The sequence below is a fragment of the Corallococcus sp. CA054B genome (assembly GCF_003611625.1).
GTDB classification, from domain to species: Bacteria; Myxococcota; Myxococcia; order Myxococcales; family Myxococcaceae; genus Corallococcus; species Corallococcus coralloides.
On sequence record NZ_RAVY01000025.1, the window covers coordinates 1 to 13,008 of the forward strand.

Below are 13,008 nucleotides of genomic sequence, written 5' to 3' on the forward strand. Positions count from 1 at the left end.
TCCCAGGCCCACGCCCCCGGAGCCGCTGGAGGCCAGCGGAGCACCGGTGGACCAGTCGGATGCGCCCGCGCCCGTCGCGGACGACACCGAGGTGGTCCTCTCCGTCGAGGTCGAGCTCGAACCCACGCAGGACGAGCCCAAGGCCCCCACGGTGACCGAGGCCGCCACGCCGCCACCCGCACCGACGGGCCAGTCCGTCCGAGTCGCACCGCCGTCCCCATCTCCCATGCCCGAGCTTCCCCAGCTCCGGACGCCCAGCGGACGCTGGCAGGCGCTCGCGCCGCCCATCACGGGCCCCGACACCGCGCCGGCCCCCACCGAGCCGAGGCCTCCTGCTCAAGCCGCGCCCCCGGGCCTGCGCCCCCGCCGCGTCGACACGCCCTCCAGGCCCACGGCCACGGTCGCCGCCGGAGCCTCCGTGGTGCCCACCACCGCCGGAGCCCCGGAACCCTGGCGCGCGTCCCTGCGCGTCTCCAGCTTCACGGAGCTGGAGATCGAAGCAGACTCGCTGCTGCACGCCGTGGAGTTCGCGGCCCAGCGAGGACTGGCCGAACACGCGCCGGAAGAGGAGCCCGTCTACGAGCTGACCGAAGAGGCCGGGCCCGGCACCTGGGACGCGCTGCCGTCCATCCCGCTCTTCTCCGACCTGCCGCGCGACGCGTTCATCCAGCTCTTCGAACGCTGCCCGCTGCGGCGCTTCGGCCCCGGTGAGCGCATCCTCGCGCAGGGCACGCACGGCGACGCCTTCTACGTCATCTGCGAAGGCAGCGTGCGCGTCTTCCGAGAGGAGGACGGCCGCCGCCAGGACCTGGCCACGCTGGAGGTCGGCGCCTTCTTCGGCGAGATGGCGCTCCTGTCCGGAGCCCCGCGCGCCGCCTCCGTGGAGTCCGTGTCCGACGACACGCAGGTGCTCGAAATCTCCGCCGCCGTGCTCGCCACGCTCTCGCGCAGCCATCCGCCCGTGGCGAAGGCCCTCAAGAAGTTCTGCCGCGAGCGGCTCCTCGCGAACGTGATGAACAGCTCCGCGCTGTTCCGCCCCTTCAACCGCAAGGATCGCCGCAACCTGGTGGAGCGCTTCCGGGCGCGCGACGTGGAGCGCGGTGACGTCATCATCCGCGAAGGCGACGCCACGGACGGCCTCTACGTCGTCCTCTCCGGAGAGGTGGAGGTCCACAAGAGCGGGCAGCGGCTGACGAGCCTGAAGGAAGGGGACCTGTTCGGGGAGATCTCCCTCCTGCGGAAGACCCCGGCCACCGCCACCGTGGAGGCCACGCGCCACACCACGCTGCTGCGCCTGCCGCGCGAGGACTTCGACTCGCTCATCTCCAGCCACCCGCAGGTCCTGATGCTCGTCTCGGACCTGAGCGACGAACGCCTGCGCCGCACGCAGCACGTGCTGGACAGCCAGGGAGGGACCGCGCACGACGACGACGATGAAGACTTGATCCTCGTCTGATGACGCCCTCGCGGGTCCCCGGGCCCGCGCCTCACCTCGCGAGTCACCCGAAGCACCGGGGCGGCGGGCTGTGCGGCCCCACTGGTCGGCCTCACGCCGGACGACCCAGCAGGCCCGCCACGACGCGGGGCAGGCAACAGGTTGTGACGCCCGGAAGCGCCCGCTATCCTGCCCGGCATGGCTGGAGGCCTGCACGCGACAGCGGGACTGGGGCCCGACGACATCGCCGAGCTGGAAGCCCTTGGCTCCGAGCCCGGCTATGACGTGTTCCTCGCCCCCGCGCGTGCCCTCGAAGGCGCCGTGGAGGAGTGCCGCTCGAACATCGCTCTCGCCTTCCACAACACGAAGCGCGGGGTGGAGAGCGTCCTCGCCCGTGAGGCGGAGGTCGCCGCGCTCCCGGGCGTGAATGTGGAGGAACTGCGCGAACTGCCGCTGCTCGCCCAGGGCCTGGCCTGGGCCGCGTTGCGCGTCCAGCGCGACATGCGGGCCAGTTCCTTTGGAACCCTCTTCGACCGCGCCCAGCAGCTGCGCCGCAAGCTGCTCAAGACCGCGGAGGCGCTCGCGGAAGCCTCCTTCCTCACCGCCGCGGACGTGACGGCCGCCCACGGAGAGGGTCACCGCGACGTGGTGGGGGACTGCCTGGGACTGGTGGCGCTGTTCCGCAGGCACGAGGAGAAGCTCGCCGGCCGCTCTCCCGTCACCCCCGAGGACGTGAACGAAGTGGAGCGCGTGGCGCAGCAGCTGCGATCCCTGCTCGCGGCCCCCGGCGAGGCCCGCGACGATGGAAACTCACCGCTGCTCTTCGAAGCCACGGAGACGCGGGACCGCTTCTGGACGCTGCTCACCCGGCGCCACGATGTCCTCTGGCGCTGTGGCGCGTGGCTCTTCGGCCGGGACGTGGACATGCACGTGCCGCCGCTTTTGGCCCGCCACCCGCTGGTGCGCGCCGTCGAGCCCACGTCCATCGAACGCGCGAAGCAGCAGCAGTCGCCAGCGAAGCGCGGGGCGACCCCCATCGACTACGCCCCGGACAGCAACGTGCGCTCCAAGGTCCGCTTCATGGTGAAGGTCGGCTTCGACTTTCCCTCCCGCTAGACACCCATGCCTTTCGACGTGAAGGACATCCTCCGGCAGCTGGAAGCCGGCTTCGCCCCGGAGTCCGGAGCCCCCAAGTGGTGGCAGGAGAGCTGGGAGGATCCGGAAGGGTTCGCCGTGGCGCTCGCGGAGGCCCACGCGGGCCGGGGCGTCCCGCCGCCCAAGAGCCGCCCGGGCCAGCAGTACGACTTCTTCCATGATCTCATCGTGCGCCACGTCGCGCTGGAGCGCCCCGCGTTCCGCACGCACCAGCGCATCCAGGGCTGGCAGGCCCTGGGCTACCGCACGCTGCATGACCTGGCCTCGCGCCGCGCCAGCGAGTGGGCGGATCAGGGCGTGGAGCCGGGCATGAAGGTCTGCCTGGTGCACGGCGTGGGGCAGGAGCTGCTCGTGTCGCTCCTGGCCACGCTGAAGCTGGGAGGCTGCTTCACGCTCCTGCCGCCCATGGGCCCGCGCGCCATGGCCACGCGGCTGGAAGCCCTGACGCCGGACTTCATCGCCGCGGAACCCCACCAGCTCCCGCTCCTCAAGGGCCACGAGCCATTGCTGCTCAAGAGCCAGGGGAGGGGAGCGCCGGGCTTCACGTCCCACACGTACAAGCCGTCGGACGTGGTGGGGCTGCTCTTCTCGCCGCTGGTGGATCCGCCGCACACGCCCGTGCCCCTCACCGCGGAGAACGCGTGGAAGGGCGCCATCGGCGACGGGATGCTCACCTTCGGCCTGTCGCCGGGGGACATGCTCGCGGCGCCGGACTTCCCGGTGCTCCAGCACCTGCCGGCGCTCCTCTTCACCACGCTCCTGCGCGGCGCCACCTACCTGCACCTGGAGATGGCGGACCTGGCGCTCAACCCGGCCCCGCTCCTGGAGCACCCGCTGCGCGCCCTGGGCGTCACGCCGAAGCTGCGCGACCTGCTCCTGCGTCACCGCGCCAACCTGCGCAACGTGCAGCACTGGTTCCGCAATCCGGAGGAGCCCTTCGACGCCCAGGCGTGGCGCGCGTGGGTGAAGCAGTGCGGCCTCCAGGCCGTGCCATCCTCCAACGTCCTCATCGACGCGTCCGTTGGCGGCGCGGTGCTGGTGTCGTCGCGCGGCGTGGCGGAGGCGCACGCGGACGTGCACACGGACGTCCTCCCGGCCCCGGGCCGCGCGTGGACGCTGAAGGATCCGAACGCGAGCGGGCAGGGCGCTCCCACGGACGTGGGCGTCTTCACGCTCCTGCCGGACAAGGAATACCCGCCGGGCCACGTCCTGCTCGCGCGGATCCGCCAGCGCTACCACTACGCGGGCGTGATGGGCTTCCGGCGCGACGGCCGCACCTACTCCGCGAAGGAGGTCACCGCCGCGCTCGAAGGCCTGCCGTTCCTCGCGGGCACCAGCGTGGTGCCGGTGTCCACCGGCGGCCTCGCCAGCCACTCCCGCTTCATCCTCCTGGCCTTCACGGGGGCCACGCCTGCTCCCTCGTCCGGCGAGCAGGAGATCCACCGGCGCATCGAAATGCTGCTCGGCGGGGATTTCCTGCCCGACCGCATCGAGTTCTTTCCGCTCTTTCCCCACCGGGTGAAGGGCGCGGTCGACGACGCGTGGTGCGCCTCGCAGTTCTTCACCGGCGCGCTGCACCGCAAGGCGCGGGATCCGATGTTCCAGGCCCTCACCGCCCTGCGCGGACGACTGCTGGAAAGCGCCGCCGCTTCGGGCGAAGATGTCCCGCCGCCAGCGCGGTGAAAGGGAGCGGCACATGGGTGTCCAGGTCGTGATGGGAGCGATGCTCCAATGCAGCTTCGGGGTGGCGCCCTCGTCGCTGATGGTCCTGCCCGTGAACCGGGTGCTGGCCACGACTCCCGCGGCGAACATCATGGACAGCAAGCCATTCCTGAACATCCTGCCCTTCGGCATGTGCAGCTCGCTGGCGAACCCCATGGTGGCGGCGGCGACCGCGGCGGCCTTCGGCGTCCTCACCCCCATGCCCTGCATCCCCGCCACCGCGGCCCCCTGGGTGCCCGGGTGTCCCAAGGTGCTGATCGGCAACATGCCGGCCCTGGAGAGCAACTCCAAGTGCATCTGCAGCTACGGCGGCATCATCCAGGTCATCTCCCCCGGACAGATGGTGGCCATCGATGGGTAGCCCCGCGCAGCTGTTGGAGCCCGTGGACTTCACGCTGCTCGACGTGGAGTTCACCACCGCCCCCGTGCCGCTGGACGAGTCCGAGGGCCCGGATCCGCGCCTGGAGGCCATCACCGGACTCGTCGCCAAGAGCGAGTACTCGGACGCGGCTCGCGCCGCCGCGGAGCTGCTGCGCCAGGGCCTGCGTGACGTGCGCCTGGTGGGGCCGTACCTCTTCGGCCACTTCTTCGCGGACGGCATGAGGGCGCTGCCCGTCCTGTTCCGCTCCCTCAAGCGCACGCTGACGGAGAACTGGGACTTCTTCGGCCCGGTGGAGAAGAAGCTCGTCTTCGCGGACGCCGGCTTGCGCTGGCTGCTGAAGATGATGGGCAAGCACCTGGAACACCATTCGCGCCTCAAGGACGCGCGATGGCAGGACTGGAGCGCGCCCGGCAACCGCGAGCCCATGGAGGAGGCCCTGGCCCTGGGCGACCCGCTCATCGCCGCCCTCGCCATCCTGCAGAAGAGCGCGTGCATGGACGCCATGCGCACGCTGCTCGGCGCGCTGCGCTCCCACGCCCAGAGCGTGCCCTTCCTGCCCCCGCCTGAGGAGCCCAAGCCCGCGGCCCCCGAGCCCCAGCTCGCCGCCGCTCCGGACGACGACGAGGAAGAGGACGACGAAGGGGAGGAGGAAGAGGAGGTCCGCCCCGCGCGCAAGAAGAAGGCCGCCCGCCAGGAGGAGCAGGACTCCGGGCCCAGCGTGCCCATGTCTCCCGCGCTCGCGCAGCTGGTCCGCAAGCTGTCTGCCTTTGAGGCCCTGGTGGAGCGTGAGGACTACACCAAGGCGAGCGTCATCGCCGTGGACGTGCTCGCCACCGTGGAGCGCTTCGACCCGCGCGTGTACCTGCCGCAGCTCTTCTCCGGCTTCTTCAATGGCCTGGCGCAGCACGCGGAAGCCATCGAGCCCATGCTGCACAACACGGAGACGCTGTCCTTCCGCGCCATGGATCAGCTCTACCGCGTGGACCTGGACGCGTTCCTCGTCGCGCAAGCGCGCCAGTCGCGCGGCGGCGGCTCGGAATACGACGAATAGCCCCCATGGCACTGGAGCGTGAACAGCCGGGCCGCAAGCTCACCGTCGAGGAGCGCATCAGCGAGCGCATCCGCAGCTTCGACGTGCCGGCCCTCCTGGACCTGCTCGCCAAGGAAGGCTACGGCGAGGCGGAGGTGGAGTTCCGCAGCCACCGCAGCACCGTGCACCAGCCCCACCTGGTGCATGCCATTGAGTTCACCCGCCACCCGCGCAAACGCGTGGTCATCACCGTCAACCTGGGCCTGCTCAGCCTGCAGACGCCGCTGCCATCCTTTCTCTTCCAGGCCATGGACCGCCTGGAGCAGGACACGATGGCGGACTTCCTGGGTTACTTCGACCACCTGCTGCTGCGGACCCGGTTCGCGGGCCAGTTTCCTGATCGCGACGAGTCCCTGCTGCCCGGCTGGGAGCACTCCACCGCGCACCGGCTGCGCCTGCTTCGCCTCGCGTGCCCCAGCAGCCTTCACTGGCTGTTCGCCAAGGTCTTCCCGGAGGCGGAGGTCGTGGTGCGCCGCGAGACGCGCCGCCAGCGCATCGAAGCCAAGGGCATCCGCCTGGGCGCCGCCGCGCTCGGAGACGGCAGCGCGGTGGGCGGCTTCGCCACCGTTCCCACGGGCGGAGTGGAAGTGCGGCTGTTCCTCAACGAGCCGCACTCCGGCACCGGCACCCCCTGGGCCGTGGAGGCCCGCCGTCGCCTCAACACCCGCATCCTCCCGAGCCTCGCGGAGACCCCGCTCGCGCTCGCCGTCATCCTGTGCCTGCGTGATCAGAGCAGCTACGCGCGGCTGATCGACGGAAGCCACCTGGGCTACGAGCCGTTGGTAGGCGGCCCGGAACAGACCCAGGAGGTCCTCCTGTTCTCGGGGGACACCGCTCAACTGCGATCATCAGAACCCCGTTAGACCTGACATGTCGGCTGGTTGACGTGAATTCCTGATCGCGCCTAGGCTGTAAATGTTCACTCGGCAGGGCGTACTCCCGGAGCGGTAGGGGCAGTACGGGGGGCATCAAACGCACTGCGATTGTCAGGGAGTCACCGTGGCCATTCAGGACCAGCTTCCCAAATCCCGCATCACCCTCACGTACCGCACCACCATCAACGGCGAGCAGGAGACGGTGAACCTGCCGTTGCGCCTCCTGGTCATGGGCGACTTCTCCCTGGGCTCCTCCGAGGACCGCAAGACGGATCTGGAGACGCGCAAGCTGCGGTCCGTGGACGGCCGCAACCTGGACGAGTTGATGAAGGACATGAAGATGTCCACCAACTTCCAGGTCGCCAACCGCATCAACCCGGACGTGGAAGAGGAGCTGAACGTCACGCTCCCCATCGACCGGATGAAGTCCTTCCACCCGGATGAGATCGTCAAGCACGTGCCGAAGCTCAAGGCGCTGCTGCTCCTGAAGACGCTCCTCGTGGAGATGCAGTCGAACATCGACAACCGCAAGGATCTGCGCCGCGAGCTCTACGAGCTGTTCTCCAAGCCGGAGGCGCTCAAGGAGCTGCTCAACGAGCTGAAGGGCTACGAGACCATGCGCCTGCCCGCCGGTGAGACGGCGGCGAAGGCGGACGCTCCCGCCGCCGGTGCCGCCGCCGCCGCTGGCAAGCCCGCCGGGGGGGCCGCCACCGTCGCCGCGGGTGCCAAGCCCCCGGCCGCTTCCTGATCCGACTTCCCAACCCTTCGACTTCTAAAAGGACTCCGCCATGGCTGAGACCACCTACCTGAAGCGCCTGTTCACCAGCGTCCGGCTCGATCCGCCCCAGGAATCGGCGCCGATGATCACCACCAACTTCGCGCCCGCGGGCGACGAGCAGCAGGTCACCCTGGAGAGCCGCTTCCTCTCCAGCGTCGCCGCGCTCTTGCAGAACGTGGCCCCCGTGGAGGGCCCGGACAACACCGCCCGCTTCGACAAGGGCCAGGTGCTGGACGTCATCAGCCGCATCGATCGCATGATCGACGCGCAGATGAACGAGATCCTCCACAACGAGACCTTCCAGAAGCTGGAGTCCACGTGGCGCGGCCTGGAGGACCTGGTCGACCACACCAACTTCAAGGCCAACATCGCCATCGACATCCTGGACGTCGCCAAGGATGAGCTGGCGGAGGACTTCGAGAACAACTCCAGCAACATCTTCGCCGGAGCGCTGTTCGACAAGGTCTACATCCAGGAGTACGACCAGTACGGCGGCCGTCCCTTTGGCGCCATCGTGGGCCTGTACGACTTCTCCTCCACGCCCGCGGACCTGACCTGGCTGCAGCGCATGGCCAAGGTGTCCAACGCCGCGCACGCGCCGTTCATCTCCGCCGTGAACCACAAGTTCTTCGGCTGCGAGACCATCGAGGAGATGGAGGCCATCAAGAACCTGGAGGGCGTGCTCGCCCACCCGCGGTTCGGCCGCTGGAACGCGTTCCGCGACACGGAAGAGGCCGCCTACGTGGGCCTGACCTTCCCGCGCTACGTGCTGCGCCTGCCCTGGCACCCGGACAAGAACCCCTGCGACGTCCTCAACTTCACCGAGACGGCGCGCGGCGACTCCGACAAGTACCTCTGGGGCAACTCCGCCATCCTGCTCGCGCGCAACATGGTGAAGGCGTTCGAGATCAGCGGCTGGTGCCAGTCCATCCGCGGCCCCAAGGGCGGTGGCCTCATCTCCGGCCTGCCCGTGGACACCTTCTCCCTGCGCGGCCAGGAGGAGATCAAGGCCCCGGTGGAGATCGCCATCCCGGACTACCGCGAGTACGAGTTCGCGCGCTCCGGCTTCATCCCGCTCGTGTACCGCAAGGGCTCCAGCGACGCGACGTTCTTCAGCACCCAGTCCGCCAAGGTCGCCAAGACGTTCAAGGACCCCAAGGACTCGGAGAACTCGCAGCTCGTCACCAACCTGGCCTACACGTTCTCCATCACGCGGCTGGCGCACTACGTGAAGTGCATCATGCGCGACAACATCGGCAACACGGCGGACGCGCCCTACATCCAGCGCCAGCTGGACTCGTGGCTGTCCAACTACGTCACGACCGTGGCCAACCCGGACGACCTCACGGTGCGCCGCTTCCCGTTCAAGGCGAGCAGCGTGGTCGTGTTCCCGCGCCCCGGTGAGATCGGCTGGTATGACTGCAAGCTGGCCGTGCTCCCGCACATCCAGTTCGAAGGCCTCAACGTGGAGCTGATGCTCGAGTCGCGGCTCGGTTAAGCCGCATCCCACTTGGGGCAGGTGAGAGCCTGCCCCGCTTACCCTGGAGTGAACGATGCCCCAGTTTTCGCGTAACCTGGACGTGTATCAGGGTTTCAACTTCAAGAAGGACAAGCAGAACCCCGTGGGCTACATCACCGCCATCACCATTGGCGGCGAGGCGCTGGCGGCGGATCAGGAGACCATCAAGGATCCTGAGAACCCGGACGCGCCCATCGCGGACAAGGTCGTCGCGGTGCTCAACCACTACCTGTGGGAGACGGGCGTGACGGACGCCATGTACTTCTCCGGCCAGGTGTCGGTGGCGAACAAGCAGAAGATCGCGGAGATGCTGCTGGGCAACTTCAGCAACATTGAAGTCAACTTCAAGTACGTCATCTACGAGTACGACCCCATTGGGAAGAAGTACTTCAAGTCGAACTTCCTCGACGCGGAGATGAAGGGTCTGCTCGAGAAGAACGGCGACGACCTGAACATGTCCATCGCGGACAACGAGTCGCGTGAGGTGCAGTCGCCCAAGAACTTCACGTTCCAGATCGGCATCAAGCCGCAGGCGGCCGAGCAGTCGCTGAACCTGGCCACCTCTTCTTCGAAGAAGATCGCGAAGAAGTGGGGCATCACCGAGGCGGCCGCCAAGTAGCATCGGCCGCGGTCCGGGGCTAAACCGGGCCGGGAGCAGGACTCGCTCCCGGCCTGGCTTCAAGGCGGGTGGAAGGAAAGAACGTCGCATGCAGCGGTACAAGCTCGCACGGGTCCGCTGGCACGTCGGCCAGACGCTTCTTCCGGAGCATTTCGTCGCGCAGGAGGACGCGCTGGACGCGGAGATCCGCCTCCACTCCACGCTGTCCGGCCTGCCTTCCTACGGCGTCGCGAACCTGGCCTGGAACGAGTCGCTCCTGCAGAGCGGCAGCCTGTCCATCTCCGCGCTCACCGTCGTCACCAAGTCCGGGGACCTGCTGGACGTCCCGGGCAACTCCGTCATCTCGCCCCTGTCGCTGGAAGCCGTGGGCAAGACGGAGTTCATCGTCTACCTGCACGTGCTCAAGGAGACCGTCAGCGCGGAGGGCATCCGCCTGTACGCGGATGATCCGCCGGTGCTCCAGCGCGTGCTGCACAAGCTGCAGCTGTCCACGGAGCCGGTGCTGGACGGGACCATTGGCTCCCTGGGGCTGGCCGCCGTGTCGCAGGACGAGGACGGCGCGTGGCACACGTCCCCGGACTGGGTGCCGCCGCTCTTGCTCGTGGGGCCCAACCCCTTCCTGGAGAAGCTGCTCTCCACGCTGGATGACCTGCTGGATCAGGTGCGCCAGCAATTGCTCACCAACATCTCGGACACGTACCTGCGCACGGACCGGCTCACCAACGCGCGCCGGGCGCTCTTCGAAGTGCAGCGGCTCATCGCGCTGCGCCGGGACATGTTCCGTCAGGTGTACGTGCACCCGTACCACCTGTTCGACGCCTTGCGCCGGCTGTACTTCGAGGCGTGCTGCTACCTGGAGATGCTCCCGGACGAGCAGATGCCGGTGTACCAGCACGAGGGGCTCAACGAGGCCCTGGGCGGGTGGATCCGCCTGCTCACGCGCAGCTTCCAGCCGGAGGCCACGCGCTCCACGCACAAGGCCTTCCAGGCGAAGGAAGGGCAGTTCCAGATGACGCCGCTGCCGCCGGAGATCCGCTCCGCCAGCGAGGCCTATCTGCTGGTGCAGCGCACCCAGCCCGGGGAGCGCACGCCGCTGGAAGGCGTGAAGCTGGCGAGCCCCTCGCGGCTGCCGCTGGTGCGCCGCCAGGCCCTGAAGGGCGTGCCCTTCAAGCACGTGCCGTATCCGTCGTTCCCGCACGCGCTGGGGCCGGAGATTGACTGGTACCTCCTGAGCAACGGCGAGGAGTGGCAGCACGCGCTGCGCGAGGACGGCCTGGCCTTCTACGTGACGCCCGCGCTCCGGGGCGCCCAGACCTCGCTGTTCTGGCGGAGGAGCTAGACGCCATGGCGCGCGCACCATTCCTGGACAAGTTCGCGACCCGCAGGGAGCGCACCAACACGCGCGACAGCCTGGAGCACGTGATGCGCAACATCGAAGCCGTGCTCAACACGAAGAAGGGCTACGGCTTCTTCATGCACGACTTCGGGCTGGGCGGGTACACGGAGAAGCTGGGCACGCGCGAGCTGGTGGAGGCGCTCACCGCGGAGATCCAGCAAGAGGTCACCCAGCACGAGCCCCGCCTGGTGGAGCCGGAAGTGAAGCTGCGCGGCCGCGACAGCGCGCTGTGGCTGTACTTCGACTGCAAGGGCACCTTCGACGGGCAGCCCTGCCACCTGTCGCTGATGTTCCACTCCACCACCGGCCGGGTGCGCGTGCAGGCGGAGGACACCTGATGGCCTTCGCCGACCGCCTGGACCTGGGCCTGACGCTCACCATTGGCGGGACGGCGCACGCCATCCCTTCCGCGGACGTGCTCGCCTTCGAGCTGGATCTGCACGGCTGGGGGCACGAGGGGAGGGTGGAGTTCCGCGTGCTCGACGAGACGGGCCACGGCGGACAGAAGCAGGACAAGCTGCTGGCGGACTTCCTCAAGCCGGACCTGGCGGAGGTGGCGCTGGAGCTGAAGGCCGTGCACTCCGACACGGCGACGAAGCCCACCTTCACGTCGCTCAAGGTGGAGGGGCTGGTGCAGGAGAAGTCGCTCACGGAGGAGGCCGTCGCCCAGGCCAAGGGCGCGGGCATCACCTACCGGCACTACACCGTGCGCTTCGTGGACCCCGCGCGGCTCTTGTGGACGCAACACTACCCGTGCGTGCTCTACACGCAGAAGACGCTGCAGAACGTGCTGGACGCGCACAAGGGCGACAAGATCGCCCTGGCCAATGACTGGGCCGCGCAGCTGGACAAGACGCTGCCGCTCATCTTCCTGGGCCTGGCCCCGGAGTCCGGCGCCAGCTTCTACGACTTCGTCGTGTGGTTCGCGCACACGCGCAACGGCGTGCTGGCGTACGACTACACGGCGCAGGGCTACCAGCTGCGCGCGGCGAAGGACGCCACCCCCACGCCCCTCACGCTGCGCGCGGCGGACGTGGACCGGGTGTCGGTGGTGTTCCCGGAGGTGGCTCGCCATGACGTGGCCATCCTGAATGCCGCCGCGGAGAGCCCCAAGAACCAGGCCATCACCAACGCCCAGGCCGTCACCGGCGTGCGCCAGGACGTGCTCCTGCGCACGGACATCGCGGATGACGTGCAGGCCCGCGTGACGCTGGAGACGGCGCGCCTCAAGGTGCGCGGCCTGGAGGTGGAGCTGGACTGGAACCGCTTCCCGGCGGTGGCCTTCGCCCCGGGCGCGCTGGTGAAGCTGCCGGACACCGCCGGGTGGAAGGCCGCGGGCGTGCCGGCCACGGAGGACTTCCGGGTGCGCCGGATGAGCCTGCGCGCGGAGCCGCTGCCCGTGGAGGAGGGAGAGATCCCGGCGGGCGGGGACGCGTCCGGGCCCGGAGGAGAAGAGCCCGTGCGGCGGCCGAAGCCGGAGAGCCGCTTCCTCATCTCGTTCACCACGCGGCTGGAGAAGAAGACGGAAGCGCACGTGGACCTGCCGCCCTTCAACACGCCGGTGTACCCGCGCTTCGTGGAGGGGCTCGTCGTCAGCGAGGTGGGCGAGCAGAAGGACGAGACCTGGCAGGCGTACACGGACGAGGCCACGTCGCTGGACAGCTACAAGGTGAAGCTGCCGCTCTTCGCCAACCAGATCGTCCAGGTGCCCTTCAACGCGAACCTCCAGCCGGGGCACTTCTACTTCCCGGCCTACAAGGGCGCCCGGGTGCTGGTGGCGCTGGACTTCCTGCGCGCGTGGCTCAAGCGCAACCTGGACTGGCGGGCGGGTGCGCGCTTGCCCTCGGACGGGCAAGGCGTGCACCTGCTCGTCGGCAAGACCACGACGAGCGGCACGTCCATGAGGCACTTCTACGAGGACAACAAGCCGCTGTGGCGCCTGCAGCGCACGAACGAGAGCGACACGGAGAAGGTCGAGCTCAAGGAAGGCAACCTGCTCATCCTGGTGAAGGAAGAGTCCGCCTGAGGCGGGAGGGA

12 protein-coding genes are annotated in these 13,008 nt (G+C 68.9%); all 12 read left to right on the plus strand.

Annotated features, from left to right (window positions below; genetic code table 11):
* Positions 1–1,456 (plus strand): cyclic nucleotide-binding domain-containing protein (locus D7V80_RS09065; protein WP_233585223.1); only part of this gene is annotated, 1,456 nt, incomplete at its 5' end.
* A 177-nt stretch (positions 1,457–1,633) separates the two neighbouring features.
* The gene (locus tag D7V80_RS09070) at positions 1,634–2,551 is read left to right on the plus strand and encodes a hypothetical protein (protein WP_120587777.1); all 918 of its coding nucleotides are present in this window, start codon (positions 1,634–1,636) and stop codon (positions 2,549–2,551) included.
* A 6-nt stretch (positions 2,552–2,557) separates the two neighbouring features.
* Positions 2,558–4,273 (plus strand): long-chain fatty acid--CoA ligase, encoded by a 1,716-nt coding sequence (locus D7V80_RS09075; RefSeq protein WP_120587778.1) that lies wholly within the window; start codon positions 2,558–2,560, stop codon positions 4,271–4,273.
* 13 nt (positions 4,274–4,286) lie between these two features.
* Positions 4,287–4,673: a DUF4280 domain-containing protein gene (locus D7V80_RS09080; protein WP_120587820.1), complete on the plus strand. Its 387-nt coding sequence runs from the start codon at positions 4,287–4,289 to the stop codon at positions 4,671–4,673.
* Positions 4,666–5,745, plus strand: a complete 1,080-nt coding sequence (locus tag D7V80_RS09085) for a type VI secretion system protein IglI family protein (RefSeq protein ID WP_120587779.1) — start codon at positions 4,666–4,668, stop codon at positions 5,743–5,745. The genes D7V80_RS09080 and D7V80_RS09085 overlap by 8 nt, the downstream gene beginning before the upstream one ends.
* Before the next feature lie 5 nt (positions 5,746–5,750).
* Entirely contained in the window at positions 5,751–6,647 is an 897-nt protein-coding gene (locus D7V80_RS09090) for a hypothetical protein (RefSeq protein WP_120587780.1), read from the plus strand.
* Positions 6,648–6,783: 136 nt separating this feature from the next.
* Positions 6,784–7,407 carry a type VI secretion system contractile sheath small subunit gene (gene tssB, locus D7V80_RS09095; RefSeq protein WP_120587781.1) on the plus strand — a complete coding sequence of 208 codons (624 nt, stop codon included), beginning with the start codon at positions 6,784–6,786 and terminating at the stop codon, positions 7,405–7,407.
* A 40-nt stretch (positions 7,408–7,447) separates the two neighbouring features.
* A complete protein-coding gene (gene tssC / locus D7V80_RS09100) occupies positions 7,448–8,935 on the plus strand; it encodes a type VI secretion system contractile sheath large subunit (protein WP_120587782.1) in 1,488 nt (495 codons plus the stop codon).
* 55 nt (positions 8,936–8,990) lie between these two features.
* Complete coding sequence (locus tag D7V80_RS09105) at positions 8,991–9,575, plus strand: hypothetical protein (protein WP_014396954.1); 585 nt, start codon at positions 8,991–8,993, stop codon at positions 9,573–9,575.
* 88 nt (positions 9,576–9,663) lie between these two features.
* Entirely contained in the window at positions 9,664–10,914 is a 1,251-nt protein-coding gene (gene tssK, locus D7V80_RS09110) for a type VI secretion system baseplate subunit TssK (protein WP_120587783.1), read from the plus strand.
* Between the two features lie 5 nt (positions 10,915–10,919).
* Entirely contained in the window at positions 10,920–11,309 is a 390-nt protein-coding gene (locus tag D7V80_RS09115; protein WP_120587784.1) for a GPW/gp25 family protein, read from the plus strand.
* A complete protein-coding gene (locus tag D7V80_RS09120) occupies positions 11,309–12,997 on the plus strand; it encodes a hypothetical protein (RefSeq protein ID WP_120587785.1) in 1,689 nt (562 codons plus the stop codon). Before D7V80_RS09115 ends, D7V80_RS09120 begins: the two co-directional genes overlap by 1 nt.
* Positions 12,998–13,008 lie beyond the last annotated feature (11 nt).

What these genes read in the sequence shown, in the direction of transcription:
- D7V80_RS09070 (WP_120587777.1), top strand. Translation starts at nt 1,634, where the DNA reads ATGGCTGGAGGCCTGCACGCGACAGCGGGACTGGGGCCCGACGACATC.
- D7V80_RS09105 (WP_014396954.1), top strand. Translation starts at nt 8,991, where the DNA reads ATGCCCCAGTTTTCGCGTAACCTGGACGTGTATCAGGGTTTCAACTTC.
- D7V80_RS09080 (WP_120587820.1), top strand. Translation starts at nt 4,287, where the DNA reads ATGGGTGTCCAGGTCGTGATGGGAGCGATGCTCCAATGCAGCTTCGGG.
- tssK (WP_120587783.1), top strand. Translation starts at nt 9,664, where the DNA reads ATGCAGCGGTACAAGCTCGCACGGGTCCGCTGGCACGTCGGCCAGACG.
- tssC (WP_120587782.1), top strand. Translation starts at nt 7,448, where the DNA reads ATGGCTGAGACCACCTACCTGAAGCGCCTGTTCACCAGCGTCCGGCTC.
- D7V80_RS09075 (WP_120587778.1), top strand. Translation starts at nt 2,558, where the DNA reads ATGCCTTTCGACGTGAAGGACATCCTCCGGCAGCTGGAAGCCGGCTTC.
- D7V80_RS09085 (WP_120587779.1), top strand. Translation starts at nt 4,666, where the DNA reads ATGGGTAGCCCCGCGCAGCTGTTGGAGCCCGTGGACTTCACGCTGCTC.
- D7V80_RS09090 (WP_120587780.1), top strand. Translation starts at nt 5,751, where the DNA reads ATGGCACTGGAGCGTGAACAGCCGGGCCGCAAGCTCACCGTCGAGGAG.
- D7V80_RS09115 (WP_120587784.1), top strand. Translation starts at nt 10,920, where the DNA reads ATGGCGCGCGCACCATTCCTGGACAAGTTCGCGACCCGCAGGGAGCGC.
- D7V80_RS09120 (WP_120587785.1), top strand. Translation starts at nt 11,309, where the DNA reads ATGGCCTTCGCCGACCGCCTGGACCTGGGCCTGACGCTCACCATTGGC.